The 23,490-nt window shown below is 66.7% G+C and carries 22 protein-coding genes and 1 pseudogene; 14 read left to right on the top strand and 9 right to left on the bottom strand.

Going from position 1 to position 23,490, the window contains the following annotated elements:
- Positions 1-369 precede the first annotated feature (369 nt).
- Positions 370-1,323, bottom strand: coding sequence for a nitrogen assimilation transcriptional regulator NAC (gene nac / locus OVA06_RS16280; protein ID WP_268159730.1), 954 nt, complete (start codon positions 1,321-1,323; stop codon positions 370-372).
- 400 nt (positions 1,324-1,723) lie between these two features.
- On the opposite strand from nac, the gene OVA06_RS16275 reads away from it, so the two are divergent.
- The 11 genes from OVA06_RS16275 to OVA06_RS16225 all read left to right on the top strand — a co-directional run bounded on the left by OVA06_RS16275 (position 1,724) and on the right by OVA06_RS16225 (position 11,536).
- Positions 1,724-2,509, top strand: coding sequence for a LamB/YcsF family protein (locus tag OVA06_RS16275; protein ID WP_268159729.1), 786 nt, complete (start codon positions 1,724-1,726; stop codon positions 2,507-2,509).
- Positions 2,510-2,511: 2 nt separating this feature from the next.
- Positions 2,512-3,243, top strand: a complete 732-nt coding sequence (locus OVA06_RS16270) for a 5-oxoprolinase subunit B family protein (RefSeq protein WP_268159728.1) — start codon at positions 2,512-2,514, stop codon at positions 3,241-3,243.
- On the top strand, positions 3,240-4,253 hold the full coding sequence (locus OVA06_RS16265) for a biotin-dependent carboxyltransferase family protein (RefSeq protein ID WP_268159727.1): 1,014 nt from the start codon (positions 3,240-3,242) through the stop codon (positions 4,251-4,253). Before OVA06_RS16270 ends, OVA06_RS16265 begins: the two co-directional genes overlap by 4 nt.
- Before the next feature lie 41 nt (positions 4,254-4,294).
- Positions 4,295-5,635 (top strand): MFS transporter, encoded by a 1,341-nt coding sequence (locus OVA06_RS16260; protein ID WP_268159725.1) that lies wholly within the window; start codon positions 4,295-4,297, stop codon positions 5,633-5,635.
- 82 nt (positions 5,636-5,717) lie between these two features.
- Positions 5,718-6,473, top strand: coding sequence for an SDR family oxidoreductase (locus tag OVA06_RS16255; RefSeq protein WP_268159723.1), 756 nt, complete (start codon positions 5,718-5,720; stop codon positions 6,471-6,473).
- 72 nt (positions 6,474-6,545) lie between these two features.
- Positions 6,546-7,517, top strand: a complete 972-nt coding sequence (locus OVA06_RS16250; protein ID WP_268159721.1) for a 2-hydroxyacid dehydrogenase — start codon at positions 6,546-6,548, stop codon at positions 7,515-7,517.
- On the top strand, positions 7,514-8,284 hold the full coding sequence (locus OVA06_RS16245) for an SDR family oxidoreductase (protein ID WP_056082572.1): 771 nt from the start codon (positions 7,514-7,516) through the stop codon (positions 8,282-8,284). Before OVA06_RS16250 ends, OVA06_RS16245 begins: the two co-directional genes overlap by 4 nt.
- Complete coding sequence (locus OVA06_RS16240; RefSeq protein ID WP_268159719.1) at positions 8,284-9,378, top strand: L-idonate 5-dehydrogenase; 1,095 nt, start codon at positions 8,284-8,286, stop codon at positions 9,376-9,378. The genes OVA06_RS16245 and OVA06_RS16240 overlap by 1 nt, the downstream gene beginning before the upstream one ends.
- Positions 9,375-9,668: a hypothetical protein gene (locus tag OVA06_RS19720; protein WP_326493584.1), complete on the top strand. Its 294-nt coding sequence runs from the start codon at positions 9,375-9,377 to the stop codon at positions 9,666-9,668. Before OVA06_RS16240 ends, OVA06_RS19720 begins: the two co-directional genes overlap by 4 nt.
- Positions 9,669-9,893: 225 nt before the next feature.
- Positions 9,894-10,496 carry a TetR/AcrR family transcriptional regulator gene (locus tag OVA06_RS16230; protein WP_268160825.1) on the top strand — a complete coding sequence of 201 codons (603 nt, stop codon included), beginning with the start codon at positions 9,894-9,896 and terminating at the stop codon, positions 10,494-10,496.
- 5 nt (positions 10,497-10,501) lie between these two features.
- Positions 10,502-11,536, top strand: coding sequence for a DMT family transporter (locus OVA06_RS16225; RefSeq protein WP_442793584.1), 1,035 nt, complete (start codon positions 10,502-10,504; stop codon positions 11,534-11,536).
- A 15-nt stretch (positions 11,537-11,551) separates the two neighbouring features.
- Here OVA06_RS16225 and OVA06_RS16220 read toward each other — a convergent pair whose 3' ends face one another.
- Positions 11,552-11,851, bottom strand: coding sequence for a DUF3040 domain-containing protein (locus OVA06_RS16220; protein ID WP_268159717.1), 300 nt, complete (start codon positions 11,849-11,851; stop codon positions 11,552-11,554).
- A 122-nt stretch (positions 11,852-11,973) separates the two neighbouring features.
- Positions 11,974-13,020 carry an aldo/keto reductase gene (locus OVA06_RS16215; RefSeq protein WP_268159715.1) on the bottom strand — a complete coding sequence of 349 codons (1,047 nt, stop codon included), beginning with the start codon at positions 13,018-13,020 and terminating at the stop codon, positions 11,974-11,976.
- Positions 13,021-13,379: 359 nt separating this feature from the next.
- Here OVA06_RS16215 and malQ point away from each other — a divergent pair, with 359 nt between their 5' ends.
- The gene (malQ, locus tag OVA06_RS16210; RefSeq protein WP_268159713.1) at positions 13,380-15,572 is read left to right on the top strand and encodes a 4-alpha-glucanotransferase; all 2,193 of its coding nucleotides are present in this window, start codon (positions 13,380-13,382) and stop codon (positions 15,570-15,572) included.
- Between the two features lie 20 nt (positions 15,573-15,592).
- Positions 15,593-16,501, top strand: coding sequence for an SDR family oxidoreductase (locus tag OVA06_RS16205; RefSeq protein ID WP_268159711.1), 909 nt, complete (start codon positions 15,593-15,595; stop codon positions 16,499-16,501).
- A gap of 155 nt (positions 16,502-16,656) precedes the next feature.
- On the opposite strand, the gene OVA06_RS16200 is transcribed toward OVA06_RS16205, so the two are convergent.
- Positions 16,657-17,733, bottom strand: a complete 1,077-nt coding sequence (locus tag OVA06_RS16200) for a lactonase family protein (protein ID WP_268159709.1) — start codon at positions 17,731-17,733, stop codon at positions 16,657-16,659.
- Between the two features lie 229 nt (positions 17,734-17,962).
- Between OVA06_RS16200 and OVA06_RS16195 the strand changes: the two genes are divergently transcribed.
- Positions 17,963-18,823: a methyltransferase gene (locus tag OVA06_RS16195; RefSeq protein ID WP_268159707.1), complete on the top strand. Its 861-nt coding sequence runs from the start codon at positions 17,963-17,965 to the stop codon at positions 18,821-18,823.
- Positions 18,824-18,977: 154 nt separating this feature from the next.
- Here the strand turns inward: OVA06_RS16195 and OVA06_RS19715 are convergent, their stop codons facing one another.
- From OVA06_RS19715 to OVA06_RS16175, 5 genes and pseudogenes are all read right to left on the bottom strand, one after another.
- On the bottom strand, positions 18,978-19,271 hold the full coding sequence (locus OVA06_RS19715) for a hypothetical protein (protein WP_326493594.1): 294 nt from the start codon (positions 19,269-19,271) through the stop codon (positions 18,978-18,980).
- Positions 19,272-19,411: 140 nt separating this feature from the next.
- Positions 19,412-20,668, bottom strand: a pseudogene (locus tag OVA06_RS19710) (DUF222 domain-containing protein); the annotation flags it as partial.
- A gap of 1,061 nt (positions 20,669-21,729) precedes the next feature.
- The gene (locus OVA06_RS16185; protein WP_268159704.1) at positions 21,730-22,128 is read right to left on the bottom strand and encodes a YtxH domain-containing protein; all 399 of its coding nucleotides are present in this window, start codon (positions 22,126-22,128) and stop codon (positions 21,730-21,732) included.
- Between the two features lie 123 nt (positions 22,129-22,251).
- The gene (locus OVA06_RS16180) at positions 22,252-22,518 is read right to left on the bottom strand and encodes a GlsB/YeaQ/YmgE family stress response membrane protein (protein WP_056082542.1); all 267 of its coding nucleotides are present in this window, start codon (positions 22,516-22,518) and stop codon (positions 22,252-22,254) included.
- Positions 22,519-22,649: 131 nt separating this feature from the next.
- Positions 22,650-23,483: an aldo/keto reductase gene (locus OVA06_RS16175; RefSeq protein WP_268159702.1), complete on the bottom strand. Its 834-nt coding sequence runs from the start codon at positions 23,481-23,483 to the stop codon at positions 22,650-22,652.
- Positions 23,484-23,490: the final 7 nt, after the last annotated feature.

Here is a 23,490-nt window from a genome sequence, read left to right as displayed (position 1 = left end):
TTCATGCCGGGGAGGGCGCGCCGGAGGCCCAACCTGGCTGTCATCCAGGTACCACATGGTGGAGCCGCGCTTGCCCGGCGGCATCATGCTTCCCTCAAAGACGAAAACAGGGTCCGACGCCGGCCCGTCCTCAGGCCTCCAGAATCCGTTCGTGGGGCAGTGCGAGCCTGTGCTTGCCTTGAGCTGGACCCTTCGGTCCGAGGACTTCCGGTATTGCAGGCTGGTGATCTTTTTCATGGCTGGGCTCCAAGGAATCATTTGTGCCGGGTAAACGCCGTTGGCGAACCCTTATGGCTTTTATCCTAGGACGCCCGTAATTCCATGGATAAGACTAATGGAGCGTGACCTGATAAGGCTGCCTTATGATGGCTATTTCGAGGCGGCAGGATTTCCCGCGGAAATCGGCGGGTATTTGCTGCGGAGCATTTCCTGCAGCATTTCCTTCAGGACCAGCAGCACGGCGGACCCCGCCTCGGACAGTGGTTCATGGTCCGGGGTGCAGAGGGCGATCTTGCACTGCAGCGCCGGATCCACGATCCGCAGGACCCGGAAGTCCTCCTCATGGAACAGGGCGTCCGCCGCCGACTTCGGCAGGATGGTGGCCCCCAGGTCGCTGCGCAGCAGCCGGGTGAGCGATGGAACCGACTCCACCTCACCCACCAGCCGGAGCGTGAGCCCCTTGCCCTCGATGCCGGCCTGCACCACCTGCCGCAGGGTGTGGATCTGCTCCGGCAGGAAGAGGCCCAGCGTGGCTGCCTGCTCCAGGGTGATAGTGTCTGCCTCCGGCCCGACCGGAAGCTCGCGGGCGGCGTTGACGATCAGGTACAGGTCCTCGACGATCAGGGTGGTGAACTGCACGCCCCGGATGGGCCCGGGCTCGTAAATCAGGGCCATGTCCAGCCGGCCGTTCTTGATCGCCTCGCTCAGCACACCGCCGTAAATCTCGGTCAGGTGCAGCACGATGTCCGGGTAGCGCCGGTTCACTTCGCTGATGATCCGCGGTGTCAGGCTGGACGCCATGCTGTAGGGGGCGATGGCGATGGAAACCCGGCCCGACGGCGCAGCCCCGGATGCTGCCACATCCAGCCGTGCCTGCTCCACCAGCCTCAGGATGGTCTGCGAGTGGCGGTAGAGGGTGTGGCCGGCGGCGGTAGGCTCCACGCCCTGCTTGCTCCGGATCAGGAGCCGCTGCTTCAGCTCGGTTTCCAGGGAGGACACCTGCTGGCTCAGGGCCGGCTGGGCGACATGGAGGGCGGCGGCGGCCTTGGTGATGCTGCCGGAATCGACGATCTTCACGAAGTACGCCAGCTTGCGGGTGTCCATAGCGTTCCTCTTTCCGGCGGGGACGGCACAGTACTGCGGGGGTCATACGTTGGCGCTATGGCGGGACAGGCATTACGTCTTTGTGTGATCCCGGCCTCAGGCATAGGTTAATTGCAGATGACTTCCCAATGACCAGAACATTCTATCCCCGCTCCGGTCATAGCAGCTTCCGATGACGGCATATGCATTTTGCATAAACCGCAGAGGCGTCAATTAGCCGCATTGTTTTTACATTTCCGAAACAAGCCATAAGTACATTTCCAGGTGTCGGCCACAAGGCCGCAAACGAGGGGTCATAACCGTCCCCTATCCCGTGACACCGATTACGTCTTTGTGTGAGTCAAGTCTCCGGTGCCACACTTTTTTACATCCCCAAACATGCAGCAGAGGAAGGCCCGCAATGCCCACAGTTGATCTCGTAGCGGATCTTGGTGAAGGTTTTGGTGCCTACTCGATCGGCGACGACAAGGCCCTCCTGGATATCGTTTCCAGCGCCAACATCGCCTGCGGATTCCACGCCGGCGATCCGGACATCATGAATGCCACCGTTGCAGAATGCGTCCGCAAGGGAGTGGGCATCGGTGCCCACCCAAGCTTCCCGGACCTCCGCGGCTTCGGCCGCCGGGCCATGGACCTCACCGCGGACGAAGTCCGCAACGACGTCGTGTACCAGCTCGGCGCCCTCACGGCTTTCGCCGCCTACCACGGCGGATCTGTCTCCCACCTGGCCCCGCACGGGCGCCTCGGCAACCTCGTAGCAACCCGCGCCGACTACGCCGGGGCTGTGGCTGACGCCGCAGCCCGCGTGGACCCCCGCCTGATCGTGCTCGCCCAGGACGGTGAACTGGCCACCGCCGCAGCTGACCGTGGCTTGCAGGTCGCCATCGTGGGCATCGCCGACCGCGCCTACCAGGAAGACGGCACCCTGGTTCCCCGCAGCCAGCCCGGCGCCGTCATCCACGACCCCGCAGCCATTGTCGAACGGACCGTCCGGATGGTCTGCGAAGGCCTGATCGCCACGGCGTCCGGCAGTGACCTCGCCATCCAGGCGGACACCATCCTGCTGCATGGGGACAATCCCGGCGCCGTCGAACTGGCCCGCCTGATCCGCAGCGAACTGATCACGGCAGGCGTCACCGTGGCCCCGCTGGCGCAGGTGCTCGCCGCGAAGCAGAAGGTTTCCTGACCATGCCGGCCCCAACCATCGCCGCCCCCGCGGCACTGGAGATCCACGAGTCCGGTGACGCCGCCCTCCGGGTGGTGGCGACCTCCGGCAATGCCGAAGCCGACTGGGCCACCGTCCACTCCCTGGCCGGCTGGCTGGCAACGGCCGGAGTCGACGGCGTCCACGGCGCCGTGCCCACCTACGACTCCGTGCTGGTGGAATTCGATCCCTACCTCACTTCCGCGCGGCAGGTCCGGGCATTCGTGCTCCTCGCCATGCGCCAGCTGGACTTCACCGGCGCCACCGTCCGTGAGCCCCGCCGCTTCGAAGTGCCCGTGGTGTACGGCGGCAGCTACGGACCGGACCTGGACCGCGTGGCAGCCGAGCAGGGCATGGAGGCCGCGGACGTCATCGCCCGGCATACGGAAAAGACCTACGTCATCCGCTGCCTGGGAGCGCCGGCCGGCTCTCCCATGATGGACGGACCGGACTTCCCGTTCCCTGTCCCAAGGCTCAAGGACCCGCGGCTCTCCGTCCCCGCCGGGGCGGTCTCCGTTGCCGGACGCCAGGCAGTGATTGCCCCAGCTACGGCACCCGGCGGCTGGTGCGTCATCGGCCAGACGCCGCTGACCGTCCTCGATGCCACGCGTGAACCGCTGGTGCCCTACGTTCCGGGCGACGAACTGCGTTTCCACGCCATCCCGGAAGCGGACTTCGACAGCCTCTCGGGGCGGTTCCTGGAGGCGCGGCCATGACCGGATCGCTCGTCATCCTGCAGCCCGGACACTCCGTGGCCACCGACCTCGGCCGCACCAGGGGCCCCGCCTTCGGCCTCCCGGTCAACGGTGCCCTGGACCAGTTCTCGGCCAAGGCCGCCAACATCCTGGCCGGCAACGCGGACAACGAACCGCTCCTGGAACTCACCGCACTCGACTTTCGGATGCGCGCCACCACGGACCTGCTGATCGCCGTCACAGGCGCGCCGCTGGACCTCACGGTGGGCGGCCGCGACTGCCCGCAGTGGGAGCCGGTCTCGGTCCGGGCCGGCGAAACAGTGGCGGTCCGTGGAATCCGTACCGGGCTCCGGGCTTACATCGCCGTCCACGGATCGTTCACAGTACCCACCCTGCTGGGCAGTTGCGCCCCGGACACGGTGGTGGGCTTTGGCCTCAAGCTCATTGAGGGAACCGAACTGGCCACGCAAAGGACCACCGCCCCCATCACCCAGCCGCATTACGGCCTGCCCCTGTTCCGGCTGGGCCTGACCAAACCGGACTTCACCACCCACCCGGTCATCGATGTCACCGATGGTCCGGACGTGGCGGAGTTCGGCACCACCGCAGACCTGCTTTTCACCTCGCAGTACACCGTCAGCCCCAGGAGCAACCACATCGGCCTCCGGCTCGGCGGCGCACTGCCCGAACGCCAACTCACCTCCGAAGTACTGTCCCGCGGCGTTCCGGTGGGGGCCATCGAGGTCCCGTCCCGGGAAGAACTGCTGGTCCTGCACCGGGGACGCGGCGTGACGGCAGGCTATCCGGTTTTGGCAGTGGTCACCAGCCGCTCCCTGGACGTCCTGGCGCAGGCCAGGCCCGGACACACCATCACCTTCCGAAAGACAACCGTTGCTGATGCAACGGCCACCCACAGGGCAGCCTGCCTGGAACTGGACAGGCTGCGGAGCACCATCCAAACGGTCTTCGGACTCCTCGGCATCGGAGCCGGCGAGCGCTGGCACGAACTCAGCCCAGCGTCAGGAAGCTGAATCCCGTGAATGCTTTTCCCAAACCCACAAAGGAAAACAAGATGTCAACATCAACGAATGCGGTAGCACCGCAGCATGACCGTCTGACTGCGAAGCAGACCCGCAAGGTTGTCACCGCCGGATGCGTGGGCATCTTCGTGGAGCTGTACGACAACGGCATTTTTGCCTTCATGGCCGGCACCCTGGCTTTGGTCTTCCTGGCCCCGGGCAACCCGGACAACGCCCTGCTGTTCGTGTTCGCGGGCTACGCGGTGTCCTTCTTCGTCCGGCCCCTCGGCGCAGTCGTCTGCGGCTACCTGGGTGACCGGATCGGCAGGCAGAAACTGCTGGTCTTTGTCATCATGCTGATCAGCGTTGCCACTGCCGGCATTGGCCTGCTGCCGCCGTACGCGGCCATCGGAATTGCCGCCCCCATCCTGCTGGTCCTCCTGCGCCTGGTCCAGGGCTTTTCCGTGGGCGGCGAAGCTGCCGGCGCCATGACCTTCCTCGCCGAGCACGCCCCTGAAGGCAAGCGCGGCGTCATTACCTCCTACGCCCAGATCGCCTCCTTCGCAGCACTGCTGACCGGCACCCTGGTTGCCTTCTCCATGTCCCCGTGGCTCACCCAGGCAGCGATCGACGGCGGCGGCTTCGGTTCCTTCGCATGGCGCATTCCGTTCCTGGTGGCCATCCCCATGGGCATCATCGGCTGGTACATCCGCAAGGCCATCAGCGACACCCCCAACTTCGAGAAGCTGAAGGAAGAGGGCGGCCTTTCCAAGAACCCGCTCAAGGAAGCCCTGGCCAGCCCGGTCCACCGCCGTGCCATGCTCCTGGCACTGTTCATCCCGCTGATGAACGGCTCCGGCTACTACGTCCTGTTCTCCTACATGCCCACGTTCCTCAAGGGCAAGCAGCTGAACTTCACCATCGGTGAGGCGCTGCTGGTCACCGCCTGCAGCCTGGTGGTCATCTGCATCGCCATCCCGTTCATGGGCGCCCTGTCCGACCGCCTGGGCCGCAAGAAGGTCATCGCCGGTTCGGCTATCGCCATGGCCGTCCTGGGCATCCCGTCCTACGCCCTGATCGCCACCGGCCAGATGGGCCTGGCCATCCTGGGCGCCTGCATCATGGCCGTCGTCTTCGCCGGCCACACTGCAGTCATTCACATCCTGCTCGTGGAACTGTTCCCCACCCGTGTCCGCTACTCCGCCTACGGCGTGGGCTACAACATCTCCTCGGCACTCTTCGGCGGTACCGCCCCGCTGCTGATGACCTGGCTGATTGCGGAAACCAACAACATCTACATGCCCGCCTTCTACGCCGTCATCACCGCGCTGGGCACCCTCGCCGCAGTCAGCACGGTCAAGGACCGTGCCCACGAACCACTGCGGGATGCCTAAGCACCCCTGACCCACAGGCTCCTGCGCCCGGCCCCGCCGCCGGGCGCAGGAGCACTCCCATTCCCCACACCTGGAGAACCACATGCCTTTTTCTGACTACACCACCGCCCTCGTCACCGGAGCCTCCACCGGCATGGGCGCCGCCATCACCGAGCGCCTCACCAAGCGCGGACTCACCGTCCACGCTGTGGCCCGCAACGAAGAACGCCTCGCTGAGCTGGCGGACCGGACGGGAGCAGTCCCGCACGTGGTGGACCTGACCGACACCGCCGCGCTCGCCGCCGTCGTCCGCGACCTGAACGTGGACGTCCTGGTCAACTGCGCCGGCGTCTCCCGCCCTGGCAACATCCTGGACTCCTCCGAAGAGGACATCGATGAACTGGTGGACGTCAACCTCCGCGGGCTGCTGCAGCTGACCAGGCTGGTCCTGCCCGGGATGGTGGAGCGCGACCTTGGCCACATCGTCAACATCAGCTCGATCGCCGGCCTCTACAACTTCTACGGCCACACGGTCTACCACGCCACCAAGGCTGCCGTGCACCAGATTTCCCGCCAGCTCCGCAACGACACCGTGGGCAAGCGCATCCGGGTCACCGAAATCTGCCCGGGCCGCGTGGAAACCGAGATCTTCGGCCGGAACATGGGCGGCAGCCCCGAGGCCATGGAAGAAGCCTGGAAGACGTACTACGAGGGTTACGAGTCGCTGACCACTGACGACATTGTTAATGCGCTTGATTACGCCATCGAAACCCCGCGCCACGTGAATGTTGGCATGCTTGAACTCATGCCCACGTTCCAGGTTCCCGGCGGCCTCACCTTTGACCGCCGCGAGGACTGACGAACAGCCACTCCGCACTGCCCGGGACCCGGGCAGCCCATATCCAGACCGCCAACCCGATAGGCCGCACCGATGCAGTTGATACGAACCGTCAGTTTCCCCGAACCCCAGCTCCTGGCTGACCTTTCCCCGCTCCCCGAAGGACTCCGCGGCGTGGTGTGGGACATGCAGGGCGAACCCGACGCGGCCCACGGCAGCATTGACGGCGTCATCCTTCCGTACATCAACGCCGGGGCGGTCCTGGGGAACCTGGACAAGGTTCAGGACCTGAAGTTCGTGCAGACGCAGTCCACAGGGTTCGACGGCGTCCGCGAGGCAGCCGGGCCGGGCGCCGCAGTGGCAAACGCCTCAGGCGTGCACGCCGCCGCCACCGCCGAGCTGGCGGTGGGCCTCATCCTCGCCAAGCTGCGCGGCATCGACCAGGCCGTCCGCGACCAGGCAACCGAAAACTGGGCACCGCAGCGCCGCCAATCCCTGGCGGACCGCCGCATCCTGCTGCTGGGCATCGGCGGCATCGGGCAGGAACTGGCCCGCCGGCTGGAGCCGTTCGAGGTCACCGTAACGCGCGTGGGCAGCACGGCCCGCACCGATCAGCACGGCCAGGTCCATGCCTCCACTGACCTGGAAACCCTCGCCCGGGACCACGACATCCTGGTCTCGGTCCTCCCGCTGAACGACCACACCCACCACCTGGTCAACTCAGAGGTCCTCGCCGCCCTGCCCGACGGCGCCCTGGTTGTCAACGTGGGCCGCGGCCCCGTCATCGACACCGACGCTCTCACCGCCGAGGTTGTTTCCGGCCGGCTGCAGTGCGCCCTGGACGTGGTGGACCCCGAGCCGCTGCCGAAGGGCCACCCCCTGTGGTCCACTGGCAACGCCCTCATCACCCCGCACGTGGGCGGCAACGCCTCCGCGTTCGAGCCCAGGATCCTCAAGCTCCTGAAGCGCCAGCTCGAAGCGCTCGCCGCCGGCGAGACCCCGGCAAACCTGGTCCAGCAGGGCCCGTTCCAGCAGGTCCCTTCCCAGCAGGGACTGCCCGCATGAGCGCACTGTTCGACCTGACCGGCCGCGTTGCCCTGGTCACCGGCTCCAGCCGGGGGATCGGCTCATCGCTGGCCCGCGCACTGGCCGACGCCGGCGCCACAGTGGTGCTCAACGGCGTCAACGCGGAGCGGCTCAAGGAAGCCGAAACGGTACTCGCCGCCGACTTCCCGCCCGGACGCATCACCAGCATCGCCTTCGACGTCACCGACGGCGACGCCGCCGCCCGCAGCATCGCCTGGATCGAGGAGAACGTCGGCCCGCTGGACATCCTGGTCAACAACGCCGGCATCCAGCACCGGGTGCCCATGCTGGACCTGGACGTGGCCGATTGGGAACGGGTGATTTCTACTGACCTCACCAGCGCGTTCCTGGTGGGCCGGGAAGCGGCGCGGCACATGATTCCCCGCGGCCGTGGCAAGATCGTCAACATCTGCTCGGTGCAGACGGACCTGGCCCGCCCCACCATCGCCCCGTACGTCGCGGCAAAGGGCGGGCTGCGGAACCTGACCCGCGCCATGACGGCCGAGTGGGCCGCCTCCGGGCTGCAGATCAACGGCATCGCCCCCGGTTACATCCACACGGAAATGACGCAGAACCTGGTGGACGACGAGCAGTTCAACTCCTGGATCCTGGGAAGGACGCCGGCCCACCGCTGGGGCACCCCGCAGGACCTCGCGGGACCGGTGGTCTGGCTCGCCTCCAGCGGATCCGACTTCGTGAACGGCCAAACAATCTTTATCGACGGTGGAATGACGGTGGTGGTCTGATGCCCGCAAACACAGCGCCCGAAAAGCTGCCCGCCTCCGGCCCGGCCCTGGTGGCCCACGCCGCAGGGGACCTGCGCATCGATGACGTACCGCTGGCCGACCCGGCCGAAGACCAGGCCGTCGTGGAGGTGCTGTACGGCGGCATCTGCGGCTCGGACCTGCACTACTGGCTGCACGGCGCGGCAGGGGAGTCCATCCTGAAGGCCCCGCTGGTCCTGGGCCACGAGATCTCCGGCGTGGTGGTCCGCGCCGCGGCCAACGGTGAGGGGCCGCAGGCGGGGACCGCCGTCGCCGTCCACCCGGCCACCCCCGGACCCGGTGCGGCGAAGTACCCGGCCGACCGGCCCAATCTCTCGCCGGGCTGCACCTACCTGGGCAGTGCGGCCCGCTACCCGCACACGGATGGCGCGTTCAGCCGCTACGTCAACCTTCCTGTGCGGATGCTGCGGGCCCTGCCCGAAGGTATCGACCTGCGCACGGCAGCCCTGATCGAACCTGCCAGCGTCGCCTGGCACGCTGTGTCCCGGGCGGGTGATGTCCGCGGCAAGACCGCCCTGGTGATCGGCTCCGGACCCATCGGCGCGCTGGCCGTCGCGGTGCTCAAGCGTGCCGGCGCCGCGCACATCACCGCGGTGGACCTGCACCCCAAGCCGCTGGAGATCGCCACCGCCGCCGGCGCGGATCAGGTCATCAACGCCGCGGACACGGCTGCCATTGACGCTGTCGAAGCGGACGTGGTGATCGAATCCTCCGGCAACCACCACGGCCTCGCCTCGGCCATCCGCGGTGCCGTCCGCGGCGGCACCGTGGTGATGGTGGGGCTGCTGCCAACCGGCATGCAGCCGCTGCCCATCTCGCTGGCCATCACCAGGGAGCTGGATTTGAAGGGTTCGTTCCGCTTCAACGACGAGATCGATGAGGTCATCGCCGCGCTCGCCGACGGGAGCCTGCACATCGAGCCCGTCATCACCCATGAGTTCCCGCTGTCCGAGGCCCTGCACGCGTTCGAGGTTGCCAAGGACTCCACCAGCTCCGGCAAGGTCCTGCTGAGCTTCAACGGCGGCGGTCCCACGCAGGCGGCAGGCGGGCAGTGACCACGAAGGCTCCGCCGCTGGTGGGCAGGCGAGGTGCCGGCGGGGCATGGCGCCGGGGCCACGGGAAATTACGACGGCGGCACACCGGTTGCGCCCATCGTCGCCTGTCCGCGCTTAAGCGCAGCTACCGGGACCTTTTGCGGGCTGCCGCGCCGGACGTCGTTTTCGTGCACCTCTCCGGCACTGCGGCAACGATCGCCGCGCGGATGGACGCACGGGCCTACGGGTTCATGCCCCGCACCCTGCTCGAGTCCCAGCTGGCAACCCTCGAAAACCCTGGAACCCGATGAGGCGCACGTCCTCGGCGATATCGCCCTGGACCCGGGCGCGCTCGTGGAAGCCGTGGTGCTCGAACTGCGATCACGGACGGGCGCTGCTGCGGCATAAATGGCCGGATCTGGTACAACGACTCCTTGGTAGGTAGACTGGTCTACCTACCAAGGAGTCGTGCCGTGCCCGCCAACGCAACAGCCCCAACCGCCGCATCCGTATCCGATGCTGCTTCTGCCGTAACGCTGCCCGCCCGGGCACCCGCCCGGCAACTGCTGCTCGAAGCCGCCGCCCGGCTGTTCTATGCCCAGGGCGTGGGCGCCACGGGGATCGACACCATCACCACCGAGGCCGGCGTCGCAAAGAAAAGCCTCTACAACAACTTCGCGTCCAAAGCCGAGCTGGTGGCCGCCTACCTCGAGGCACGCCACGAGGAATGGCTGGACCTGTACCGCGCCCGGGTGGCAATTGCCGCCAACCCCGGCGAACGGGTCCTCGCCGTCTTCGACGCCTACCTGGACCACGCCAACTTCTCCTACGAACACGGCTTCCGCGGCTGCGGCCTGCTGAATGCGGCGGCCGAACTGCCCGTTGGCCATCCCGGGAGGCTGGCGGTGCGGCAGCACAAAGAAGAAGTTGAACACCTACTGGCCACGCATTTGGCTGACCTTCTGGCCGGTCTTCCCGGGGCTGCGGCGTCGCCAGACGCGGCGGAACGGGCGGCGGGGCTCGCGCAGCACCTCTCCTTCCTCCTCGAGGGGGCGATGGCGAGGGCCGGCCTGGAAGGCGACGACGCCAACCTCCGGGAAGCTAAACGCATTGCCCAGCGGATGCTGGCAGGACTGTGACAGGCATCCCCGCACCAGGCGTCACTGTGCACGCGGGGCACGCCAACGCGCCGCTCTGGGGCGCCCTGTTCGTCGCCGCGGCTTCCATCCTCTGGGGCACCACCGGGACCGCCGCCACCTTCGCGCCAGGGGTGAGCCCGCTGGCCATCGGTGCTGTGGCCATGGGGGTGGGCGGCATGCTGCAGGCGCTGTTCGCGGCCCGTGCCATCCGGCGGCAGCGGTCCGGCATTCTGCGGCGGTGGCAGCTCGTGGCAGTTGGAGCGGCCGCCGTGGCCGTATACCCGCTGGCGTTCTACAGTTCCATGCACCTGTCCGGAGTGGCCGTGGGAACTGTGGTTTCCATCGGATCGGCGCCCGTTGCGGCAGCACTGATCGAACGGTTCACCGACCGGAAGCCGCTGACCCGGCGTTGGATCACCGGTGCGCTCCTTGGCGTGGGCGGAGCGGCGCTCCTCTCGTTCGCCGGCCACAGTCCCGCGACCGGCGCTGGCACAGACGCCGCCGGGGCCTGGGGTTCCACGGCTGGAATTTTCCTGGGGCTGCTTGCCGGCGGCACGTATGCCCTTTACTCGTGGGCGGCGCACCGGCTTATCGGCGGCGGCATCCCGTCCCGGGCGGCGATGGGCAGCATCTTCGGGCTGGGCGGGCTGCTGCTGATGCCCGTCCTGGCCGCCACCGGTGCACCGCTGCTCGACTCCTGGACCAACTTCTCCGTGGGCGCTTATATGGCTTTGGTTCCGATGTTTGCCGGCTACATCCTGTTCGGCTGGGGCCTGGCCCGGGTCCGGGCCAGCACGGCCACCAGCATCTCGCTGCTGGAAACGGTAGTGGCAGCTGTCCTCGCCGTCCTGGTGGTGGGGGAGCGGCTCCCGGCACTTGGCTGGCTTGGCGCCGCCGTCGTCCTGGGCAGCCTGTTCATCCTGACGCCGCGGACCCAGCGCACACCGCAGCCCGCCGGCCCTTCGGACGGCACACGGTCAGCGCCGGAGAGCGCGGTGCCCCATAAGGCAGGCGTCGGCCACGGGAACGTCAGCCGGTAGCCCTGCCGCGGAAAGTCAGCCCGTAGCCCTGCCACCCTGCGGACCGCGCCCGGTGGCGGGACGGTTCAGCAGGAGGCAGCTACCAAGCACCAGCAGCATAAGGCCCACCACCACGGCGGCAAGCTCCTGGCTGCCGATGCCTGCGGCGACGATCGCGAACGCGAGAAGGCACACCAGGCAGCCGGGGACGAGGCCCGGCGGAATACGGCGGGACGGGTAACCGGAGAGCAGCTCCATGGCCAGGTGGGGATCGTCGGCGATCAGTCCGAGCTCCAGTTCCTTGAGCAGCCTCCGCTCCTCTTCGGACATTGGCATCGGATGCCCCTGGGTTCCATGAGACGCGGTATCGCTTATGACGCTAAGAGCCTTCCCGCATCGAGTCAAGGGCTCGCGTCGCCCATGGTCGGCGCACCCCGGACGCTACGCCGGAAAGCCGCCTACCGCCGTCGCAATTCCGCGAACTCGATGGACGGAACAATGGCACCCGCGTCCCGCTCAACGAAGTTGGTGCCCGGCGGCACAAGGTCGTCGATGGCGTCCAGGACCGGTTCACTCAGGCGGACATCCGCCGCGCGCAGGTAGGCCTGCAGGTGTTCCTCGTTGCGGGGCCCGATGATCACGCTGCTGATGGCCGGGTGGGTCAGGGCGAACCCGATGGACAGGTCCACCAGGGAAAGTTCCAGCTTGTCCGCCAGCCGGGCCAGCGCATCCGCGGCAAGGAGCTTCCGCTCGCTGGCCGGCCCGGAAATGTCGTACCGGCCCGGGAGCGAGTGCACCCGGGTGGGGGCCTTGCCGGCCTCGAAGGTGAAGCTTCCGGAGAGCCAGCCGCCCGCCAGCGGACCGTAGGCGAGGACACCGAGGCCGTACTGCTGGGCGATGGGCAGCACATCGCGTTCATTCCCGCGGACCAGCATGGAATACGGCACCTGGTTGCCCAGCGGAGGGATGAGGTGGTTGGTATTGGCCAGCCACTGGGCCTCCACCAGCTGGGCGGGTGTGAAGACCGACGTGCCGTAATACAGGATCTTGCCCTGCCGGATCAGGTCGTTGAGGGTGGTGATGGTTTCCAGCACATCAGTGTTGTAGTCCGGCCGGTGCGCCTGGTAGAGGTCGATCCGGTCCGTCTGCAGCCTGCGGAGGCTACCCTCCACTGCCTGCGTGATCCAGCGGCGGGAGTTGCCGGAATGGGCCGGGTTGGCGCTCATCTGGCCGTGGAACTTGGTGGCCAGGAAAACGTCGTCGCGCCGGCCGCGCAGGGCCCGCCCCACCACCTGCTCGGATTCGCCTTGGGAGTAGACGTCCGCCGTGTCGATGGCGGTGATGCCCGAGTCAAGGGAGGCGTGGATGATGCGGATGCTTTCGTCCGCGCCGGTGGGGGCCCCGTGCGGACCGCCGGCGCCTTCGCCAAAGTTCATGGTGCCAAGGGTGAGTTGGCTGATTGGGGTGCCCGAACGTCCGAACACCCTCAGTTCGCTGAGGCTCATCCCCGGTTCCCTCCTGTTGGCTGCGTGCCAGTTGCGTATATGCGTGAATGCCTGTTGCTGTCTGCCTGGTGCCCGCGCATCGTCGAGTGATGCCTACGTGCCGCCGATCGTCACGAGGCTACACAGATTCACTTCCACCCGGCAGAATCCCGCCTTGTTCCTTCTCTTTTCGACGCGGGAGGTAACGCAGGGAAGCGGGCGTGACGTTTTGTGGCGGGCAGGCCGGTTTCGGTCGGCAGTTTCGTCCCACGGCAGCACTGGAATAATCTGAACCAACGGTTGTGCGCGGGGGTGCAAACGCCCGGTGCAACATGCAGCACGTAAGTTCAGGCCCATCACACCAGACGAGGCGGACACGCATGACGGCATCAGACCAGCAGCACCTACTACGGCGGAACGCGCCAGCGGAACCACCGGCCGTGGATGCCCACCTGCTGCAGCAGCTCGCGGACGCCCATGGGGTGGGCACGTCGTTCCAGGGTTGGGACGGATTGCCGCACGCAGTGTCCCTCGAGACCCTGACGAAGGTCCTGGGCGCGTTGGGCGTGCCGGCCCACACTGATGAACAGATCCGGGCCGGACTGGCCGAAGCGGAACTGGCCCCTTGGCGCAAAACGCTGCCCCCCGCCGTCGTCATCCAGCAGGGTGAGCCGGCGCAGGTACCGGTCCATATTCCCGACGGAGCCCCGGTGAGCCTCCGCATCAGCCTTGAAGGCGGTGCCGGGAGCGTGGACGCGGCCCAGCAGGACGTGTGGGTGCAGAAGCGGGACGTGGACGGCGTGGCCATGGGCCGGGCCACCTTCGCCCTGCCGCAGGACCTGCCGCTCGGCTGGCATACGCTGCACGCGGAAGCCGGGAGCGTCACCGCCACCTCAACCCTGGTGGTGACGCCCGCCCGGCTGGATACCGCCCGGGACCTTGAGGAGCGGCGCGGCTGGGGGCTGGCCACCCAGCTGTACTCCGTGCGTTCGAAGCGTTCGTGGGGAATCGGGGATTTCTCCGACCTTGCCGACCTCGCCGCACTCAGTGGAGCCCGCGGTGCCGATTACGTGCTCGTCAACCCCCTGCACGCCGCAGAACCGGTTCCGCCGGTGCAGCCCTCACCGTACTCGCCGTCCACCCGGCGGTTCTTCAACCCGATCTATATCCGGATCGAGGCCATTCCGGAGCTTGCCTACCTGCGCCCCCGCAAGCGTGCCGCGCTGGAGAAGCTCCGCGACGAAGTGGCAGGGCTCAACAGGGACGCCGAACGGCTGGACCGGGACGCGGTCTACGCAGCGAAACTTCAGGCCCTGGAACTGCTGTACCACACGCGCCGGTCGCCGTCCCGGCAGGTCGCCTTCGATGAGTTCTGCCGTATTTCCGGCAGCGGCCTGGATGACTTCGCCCTCTGGTCAGCCATCCGCGAGGACGCTGCGCCGGACGACCCCATGTGGACCGACCCGGCGTTTTCCTTGGATTCGCGGGAGGCGGAGGCGCTGCGGGAAAGGCTTGCGGACCGGATTGGATTCCACCGGTGGCTGCAGTGGATCTGCGACGAGCAGCTGGAGAGCGCGCAGCAGGCAGCGCTGCGTTCGGGGATGCGGCTGGGCGTGGTGCACGACCTCGCCGTCGGCGTGGACCACAGCAGCGCGGACGCCTGGACGCTGAAGGGCGTTCTCACCCCCGCTACGAGTGTCGGTGCGCCGCCGGACATGTACAACCAGCAGGGCCAGGACTGGGGCCAGCCGCCGTGGCACCCGGCCAAGCTGGCCGAAGCGGGCTACCAGCCGTTCCGGAACATGCTGGCCACCGTGCTGCGGCATGCCGGCGGCATCCGGGTGGACCACATCCTGGGCCTGTTCCGGCTGTGGTGGATCCCCAGCGGCAACGCCCCCGGCGACGGCGCCTACGTGAAGTACGACCATGAGGCACTGATCGGCATCCTGGCCCTGGAAGCCCACCGGGCGGGGGCCGTGGTGATCGGCGAGGACCTGGGCACGTTCGAACCGTGGGTGCGGGACTACCTTGCCGCACGCGGCATTCTGGGCACGTCCATTCTTTGGTTTGAGTACGACGGCGATTCCCCCCTTGCGCCGGAAAAGTACCGTACGCAGGCGCTTTCCAGCGTCAACACCCACGATCTTCCCCCCACCGCCGGTTACCTCGCCGGGGACCACGTGGCGTTGCGCAGCCACCTGGGACTGCTGGAACGGTCCGAGGCCGAAGAGCGTGCCCAGCACAACGCGTCCCTGGAAAAGATGTTCGCGCTGCTCCGCGAACGCGGCTACCTGCCCGGAGCCGGCACCGGCGGAGACGCGGAGGAGCAGACCATCGAGGCCCTGCACCTGCTGCTCAGCCAGACGCCGTCCGTGCTGCTGGGCGTGGCGCTGGTGGATGCGGTGGGGGAGCGGAGGGTGCAGAACCAGCCCGGAACCACTGAGGAGCTCTACCCCAATTGGCAGGTGCCGCTGGCCGGTCCGGACGGCAAGCCGGTGTTCCTTGATGACCTCCCCGCCAACGCGCGGTTCAACTCGCTGCTCGCGGCGGTGGAGGAGGCCCTGCACGGCTAGTCAACGGTGAGGAGAATGCGATGAACGGCGAACCAGTACTGGTGGTTGGCGGTACCGGCATGCTCGGCGGCCAGGTGGTCACCGCGCTGTTGGACCGGGGCAAGGAAGTCCGCGCCCTGGTGCGGCCGGGATCGGATGCCTCGCGGCTGGAATCCCGGGGAGTGCAGATTGCCCGGGGCGACATGATGGACCCACGGTCACTGGACCAGGCCATGGCCGGCATCGACGCCGTGATCACCTCAGCTGCCGGCTACACAAAGCACCGCAAAGGCGACAGCCCCGCAACCGACACCACGGGCAACGCCAACCTGGCCGAAGCGGCCGCCCGGGCAGGCGTCCGGCGCTTTGTCCTCACCAGCATCCTGACCTGCGACGAAACCCCGCAGGTGCCGCACTTCTGGCACAAGAAGCTCATGGAGGACAAGCTCGAGGGCCTCGGCGTACCGTTCGTTGCGCTGCGGCCGGGTGCCTTCCTGGACCAGGTCACCCGGTTCGGCGGTGACCCTGTGACAAAGGGCAAACTCATGTGGTTCGGTTCGCCCAACGTTCCGCTGACCTTTGTGCTCACCCCTGACCTTGCCGGTTACCTGGCAGATGCCGTCGATGCTCCGGGAATCGACGGGGAACGGATCGACATCGGCTGGGACCGGCCGGTCCGCATGAAGGACGTGGCGGACATGATGGGCCGGCTCAGCGGATCGAAGGTCCGGGTCCGCTCAGTGCCCTTGAGGGTGCTGAAGACGGCCGGAGTGGTGCTGGGACGGGTGAGCCCGACGGTGCCGGACATGGCGTCCATGATGGGCTGGTTCCAGACCGGCCGCTACGTCGCCAACACCACACGGCAGCGGGCAGTGTTCGGCCCGCCGCCCACGGCCGAGGATGCCATCCGGCGGCTGCTCGGCATCCTCGGCCATCCGGCCGACAGGTAGGTCAGCGCCGCTATCCGGCGGTGATCACATGGGTGGAGTGGTCGTACCGGAAGGTGACCGGGCCGCCGTCGTGCTCCCTTCCAAGTGGACAGCTCTCTTCTGCTGTTTGTACCGGCTTCGCAGTCTCGAGCCTGGCCTGGCAACCGGCGGCTGTGTCAGCCGTTTGGTACCAGGGCGGTGGGCGAAGGAGTTTTGACGTTGTGGACCACCGGTCCGGGAAGGCCTGTCCCTGGGTCAAGGGCGAAAGTGGCCACGTTGTCGGAGCGCTCGTGGGCAACGTGGAGCCAGGGCCCCTGGACCAGGTGGTGCCGGGGCCAGTCGCCGCCGCTGTACACGTCCTGCACAGGTAGCAGTTCGCTGCCGTCGCTGCCTACCTCAAGCACGCTGATCCGGTTGGATCCGCGGACGCCGGCGTACGCAAAGGTGCCGCCTGGGCCGAGGCAGATTTCGGCGGCCGAGTCGCCGTCCCTGGCACCTCCCAGTGTTGCGGGGCCACGGAACACCAGCTCGAAAGTTCCGGCTTCCGGCCGGACAACAAAGACCTCGATGGAGTATTCGGAGACGACGAACACGTTCCCGCTTGAGTGCTGCGCCAGGTGCCGGGGGCCGCTGCCGAAAGGCAGGGCGACTTCATGATCGGCCACCAGCCCGGTTCCGGGTTTGTAGGTCCAGATTCGGAGTGTGTCGTGGCCCAGGTCTGTGGTCATGACCCGCCCGTCCTGCAGCGTCAGGCTGGTATGTGCCCTGCTCTGCCGGCGTTCATCGGGGGAGTGGGCCGCATGCGGATCAACCGACGGCGAGGCCGGGAACCGCTCCGTGATCCCGCCGTCGGCATCCAGTTCATAGAGCAGGACCTGGCCGTCTCCCCAGCAGGTCGCGGTGACGAAGCGGCCCTGCGGGTCCACTGCAACGTGGCAGGTGGCCTCGCCTGCCGGCCAGGGTGTGCCCATCGGTTCCAGCGTGTGGCCGCCGACGTGCCGGTATGCCTGAACCATCCTGCGCTGCTCGGCCACCGCGTACACCACGGGAAGGGTCGGATGGACGGCAACGAATGACGGCGACTGGGCCTCCACTGCCGTGCCGAGCCATTCCAGGCTCCCGTCCCCGTTGGCGCGGAGGGCGCCGATGCCCTCTGCGCGTCCGCCGCCGTCCGGGGTGTAAGCGCCAGTCCAGATGATGGCGGTGTGAGGAGCTTGGCCCTCTGTGGCAGGTGTCCCGGAGGCAGATGTCATGGCTCCATCCTGCCAATAAACACAGCTCTGCCGCGGCGGCGTCGCGTCAATTACGATGAAATTTCCAGCCAGGAAGATGGAGGTGGATCCGATGGCTGATGTTGTCGTCTCAGGTTCCCTCTCTTGCCGTCCAGTCTCCTGGCGCGGGGCAACCCTAGTGCCCGCACTCATGCCGAAGGGGAGCACGTTGCATTCTGTCCCATCCTCCGGAAGTCCGAAACAGTTACGTATGGGGGCCGTCGAGGTGGCGGACGCCCTGCGGGCCGCCGGCTGCGTGTTTGCCGAGGAGGAAGCCCTGCTTCTCCTCGAGCGGGCGGCCAGCCCCGACGAGTTGGCAGACTGCGTGCGGCGCCGGGTGGCCGGTGTTCCGCTGGAGTACATCTTGGGCTGGGCAGAGTTCGATGGCCACCGCATGGCGGTCCGTCCCGGTGTTTTCGTTCCCCGGCGGCGGACCGAACTGTTGGTTTGGCTTGCCGCTGAGCTGATGTCGGGGGAGGGCAGTTCTTCACGTGGCGCCGTTTCGGGTGATTCCTTGTCCGGCATCGCCACAGAGGTCCAAGGCCCTCGGGGAAATGCTTTCTTCGGTGGTGTGGTGGTGGACTTATGTTGCGGTTCCGGAGCCGTTGGTGCGGCCCTTGCACGACGATTCACACGAGCAGAACTGCACGCGGCGGATATTGATCCCGTCGCTGTGGAGTGTGCGCGGAGCAATCTCGAGGCTCTTGGAGGCCACGTCCACGCCGGTGATCTGTTCGATGCGCTCCCTCGAGGTCTTAGAGGAAGGGTCGACGTCCTCGCCGTCAACGCACCGTACGTTCCCACCCATGCCATCAGAACCATGCCGTCGGAGGCGCGCGTTCACGAACCGCTTATTTCCCTCGACGGCGGCACGGACGGGCTCGACTTTCACCGCCGTGTGGCAGCAGGCGTTAAAAACTGGCTCGCGCCGCAAGGCCATCTTCTCATCGAAACCAGCGGGCAGCAGGCCGACGGTACCGCCGCGCTCGTGGCCGCCGAAGGGCTCTCTGTGACCACCGTTCATTCAGAGGAACTCGATGGAACAGTCGTGGTGGGGAGCGCCCGCAGCTAGGGCGCCTTTGGCAGCGCCATGCGTCATGTCGTGGCGGCCGTCCGCCCAACTTTTCATATGGAGTCGCGTCGGAGCCGGAAAGGGCTGTGTAGAGACTTGTTTGATTGGGCTGGCGTTCGAACCGTCGCGTGTTGCACCGGCCCCTGCACCCGCTTTACCGGTAGCGGGCCGAGCGCTCCTGATGTTTCGGAGTTAGTCCGATGCCTTTGCCATGGTCATGGCCAGGGGCCGTTGGTTGCCGGTTGGGGGGGAAAAACTGTGGTGGTTTGAAGTAGTGGTTTTGTTGGGGCGTTTGGGTGGGGTCGATGTGGGGTGGGGGGATGAAGGCCGGGATGCCGCCGGTGGTGGTGATGGTCCAGTGTTCTTTGTGGATGAGGTGGTGGTGATGGGTGCAGAGGAGGGTGCCGTTGGTGGTGTTGGTACGGCCGCCGTGTGACCAGTAGGTGATGTGGTGTGCTTCGCACCAGGGGGCGGGGATAGTGCAGTTGGGGAAGGTGCAGCCTTGGTCGCGTGCCGTGAGGGCGAGGCGCGTTGAGCTGGGGTGAAGAGTCTGGTTTTGCGTCCGAGGTCGAGGATCTCGCTGTTGGTGCCCAGGAGTGCGGGGATGATGTCGGCGTCGCAGGCGATTTTGCGCAGGGTGGTGGCGGCGACGGGCCCAGTGAAGGCAAAGGTTCCCGCGGCCGGTGTGTGGGGTGTGTCGGGTGCGGGTGCGGGAGCGGCAGCGGGGAAGAGGTCGTGGTGGTTGATGGTGGCGATGATTTGGGGTCTGTTGCCGCCGGTGGTGGGCAAATGGGTGGTGGTGAGGGCGGTTTTGACGGCGGTGATGATGCCGTCGAGTTGTTGCTGCGGACGGGTGCGGCGCTCCAGGTCCGGGAAGCTCTTTTCGTCTGTGCCCTCGGGGTAGGCGGTTTCTACGGCATTGCCGTCTCCGGTGACTGCGCCGTCGCTAGGTGAGGTGACCGTGGTTGCGGCACTGGTGACTGCGCCGTCTGTGTTTCCGCGGTTGCTGCTGGTGTTTGGGGTGGTGGTGCGGGGGTTGGTGGCGATGTTCATGGCGGTGAGGAGGTGTTCGTATTGGTCGGTGGTGGCGAAGATTTCTACGCGGTGGAGGCCGTGGCGGGGTTTGCGGATGAAGGCGCCTTGGGTGTGGCGGAGTGCTTCTTCGGTGGGTTCGGTGCCGTCGGCGTCGAGGGTTTCGGTGAGGCGTTGGGCCAATCGGGCGAGGAAATCGGGGTCTGCGGTGGTGGCGGCGTGGGTGAGGTGGCGTTCGATGCCGTGCAGGGTTTCGGGGGTGGCCTGGTGTTGTAGCCGGTGGAGGGTGGCGGTGATGATGGTGGCCGCGTGGGAGGACACGGCGGGTGCGGTGATGGTGTGTGGGGGTGTGGCTGTGGTGGCGGGCTGGCCGGTGCTGGCGTCGGCCGGTGCGAGGGTGGTGGCGAGGTGTTCGTGGGGTGGCGGTGTGGGTGCGCCGGTGAGGGTGGTGCCGGGCAGGGTTTGCTGGGCGAGTGTGAGGCGGCGGCGGGCTTCGCGGATGGAGATGCGGAGCCGGAGCCGGAGAAACTCAGCGGTGTTCCGGCACCCGTCGTCGGCCGGGGACCTCACCACGTTGGGTGCTCCAGTGGGTGTGGGCGTGGGCCAGCTGGCGTCGGTTTCGTTGAGGGTTTCGGTGCCGTTGGCGTCCCACGTGCTGGCCCCGGTGGTGGTGCGGCGGGCGCTCCGGTTGGTGGTGGCCCGGGCGGCGGCGTCGTGGATCGCGAGGGTGCGGGTGTGGTCCACGGCCCCGGCGGCAATGAGCTGGAGGTACTCGACGCAGCGGGCGAGCTCTTCGACCTCCGCGGCGAACATGGCCGCCCCGGTGTAGCAGGAAGTATGCAGTGCTTCCGGGGCTGCGACCGCCGCCCCAGCCACCCCTGCGATCAGAGCAGACAAGTCCAAAGCCGGGTCCAGCGGTTGCACCGGTGATTGGTCCGTTACGGGGTAGCCGGGGACGGGCCGGAGGTACCGTGTCGCACGGACGTGCCGCCCGGCGTCGTGCGCTGTTGCGCGGACCTGTTGGCCTGTCTCGATCGCTGTCGCGCGGACCTGTTGGCCTGTCTCGATCGCTGTCGCGCGGACGTGTGGCCCGGTCTCGTGCACGGAGGAAGGCTGACTGCTGGAGCGGAAGCCCAGCGGCAGGAAGCCCGAAGAGTCTTCGCTCTCCGTCAGCTTCTCCCCAATGGCTTCCATGACCCCACTCTGCCAAAGGGCACTGACAATCAGGACCCCCACAAACGCCTATGTGGAAAACCTGGCCCGTGCACGTCTCCTGGCTGGTCACGTCACCCGCAGCCGGAGCGGGCGCGCAGCCGAACCTCAATTAAATTGCCATTTTCTTGATGGTATTCAGTGATTTCGGCGTTCCCCCGGGACTAGGGTTGCCGTAGTGGGTCATGCAGACGGGCCTTCGTCAACAATGGGCCGGGAGTGGCAAATGGCTGGCAAGGAACGGGGCAAGACGGTCCGGGCGGACCTTGAGGAGTCGGGTAAGGACGCCGCTGTGAATGGGGATTCCGTTGCCCCTGAGCATGCCGAAAACATGGATAGTCAGCCGGCACGGCGTGTGCCGGGGATTAACGGTTATGACCCCAACCAATGGCCTGACGCCGGATCCTAGGTGTCGGCCGCCCACGAGTGATCGGTTCGATGACCGGCTGACGGCTGTTCCAGACAGGCAGCGCTAGACAGGCAGCGCTAAACAGGCAGTGCTGTACGGGCAGGGCGCAGCGGGCGGTGCTTAAACACGCTGCCGGCCGGCGCGTCCCCCAAGGATCGCGACGGCCGGCAAGGCGAATCAGTTGTAGCACACGGAAGGCGGGAGCCCCTTGTCAATCGGGGGTTCGCCCGGGGCGCCTGCTCCCGCGGAGTGGCTAGCTCTTGGAGTTGCCCTCACTGGTGGTGCCGAGGTTCGTGGTTTCCGGATGCGTGCTGTGGGCCGGAATGTGGTCTCCGCCCAGCCCGCCCGCTACACCGGTGGTTGGTGAGGTGTCGTGGCTGGATGGCGTGGACTTCCCGGAGGAGTCGTCACGGTGCATCGCCGAGCCCAATACGGTTCCGGCACGCCGGGCTGCCTCTGACAGCTGGTCGGCTACATCCGGGGCTTTCTCTTTGATGGCCTCGGTAGCAACTGCCACTTTGTCCTGTACGGGCTTGCTGTCCCAGACCCCGGCTGCGCGGGCTTTCAGCTTGTCGTAGGCAGCGCGTCCTGACCTAGATCCAAGGACGTAGCCGACGGCAACTCCAACACCCAAAAGAAGCTTGTTTTTCATTGTGAACTCCTGCTCCGAAAGAAGGTTTCCAGGTCCGGCCCGGCTGCAACGCCGTAGCCGGAAAAGTGAAAACCGGCCCGGGGATGTCCTCCCCAGGCCGGTTTCCTGGCTGTGGGCGCTGCGTTAGCGGCGCGCACCGCGCTTAGTGACCATGCCGTAGATCGCAAGGACGATCAGCGATCCGAGGATCGCCAGCAGCCAGGTCTGCAGCGAGAAGAACTCCTGCAGTCCGCCGCCGAACAGCGCGCCGCCGATCCATCCGCCAAGGAGGGCACCTACGACGCCCAGCACCAGGGTGATGATCCAGCCGCCGCCCTGGCGTCCCGGAAGGATCGCCTTTGCAATCGCACCGGCAATAAGTCCGAGAATCAGAAATGCAATGAAACCCATTTTTCGCTCCTCTTCCTAAGTAAGGACGCCCCCGGATTCCGGAGGCAATTCATCCTCTGCCCTAATAGTAATCATGCTTACTATCGATTTGCCAACCCCGGAGAGGAGGAAAGTGGCTGCTCAGGCCTGCCTCAGTGCCCTGTCACGTCTGAATCGTTTCCGGCGTCGGGACCCTCGTCGAGGATAGTCAATTCCGCGAGATCCTGCGGATCCAGGACGAAATCGAAGACATCCAGGTTCTCACGCATCCGGTCCGGATTCGCGGTCTTCGGAATCGTTACCAATCCGTTTTGTACGTGCCAACGCAGCACCACCTGGCCCGGCGTTTTTCCGTGTTTTTCCGCCAGCCGACCCAGGGCCGGCGCGCCCAGGATACCGGCGCCGGAGCCGCCCAGGGGACTGTAGGACTCGGTGGCAATGCCATGTTTTGCATGGAATTCCCGTTCCGCCACCCGGGTGACTGCCGGTGTCAGTTGGATCTGGTTGACGGCTGGAACAACATCCGTCTCCGCCATCAACCGCTCCAGGTGCGCCGGCTTGAAGTTGGACACGCCAATGGACCGCACCTTTCCCCCTGCCTGGAGGCGTTCGAACGTCTTCCAGGTGGAGATGAACTGATCCCTGCCGGGCAAGGGCCAATGGATCAGCAGCAGGTCCACATAGTCGAGGCCGAGCCGCTGCAGCGACCCCTCCAACCCTTCCACAGCCCTGTCGTTCCCTTGGAACTCGCCATCCAGTTTGGTGGTGATGAAAAGCTCACCGCGGTCAGCGCCACTGGCCTTAATGCCGTTGCCCACGCCGCGTTCGTTGCCGTACTTCACTGCCGTATCGATGTGCCTGTAGCCGGCCTCTACGGCCTGGACGACGGCGGCCGCCGCCTGGTCGTCGTCCAGCGGCCATGTGCCGAGACCGATCTGGGGAATCGTGTATCCGTCGTTGAGTGCGATAACAGGTGCAAGTGTCATATTAACA

The organism is Pseudarthrobacter sp. SL88 (assembly GCF_026672455.1).
In the GTDB taxonomy this organism is placed as follows: Bacteria; Actinomycetota; Actinomycetes; order Actinomycetales; family Micrococcaceae; genus Arthrobacter.
The sequence above is the reverse complement of the archived record's forward strand: the minus strand, read 5'-3'. Positions and strand labels throughout refer to the sequence as shown.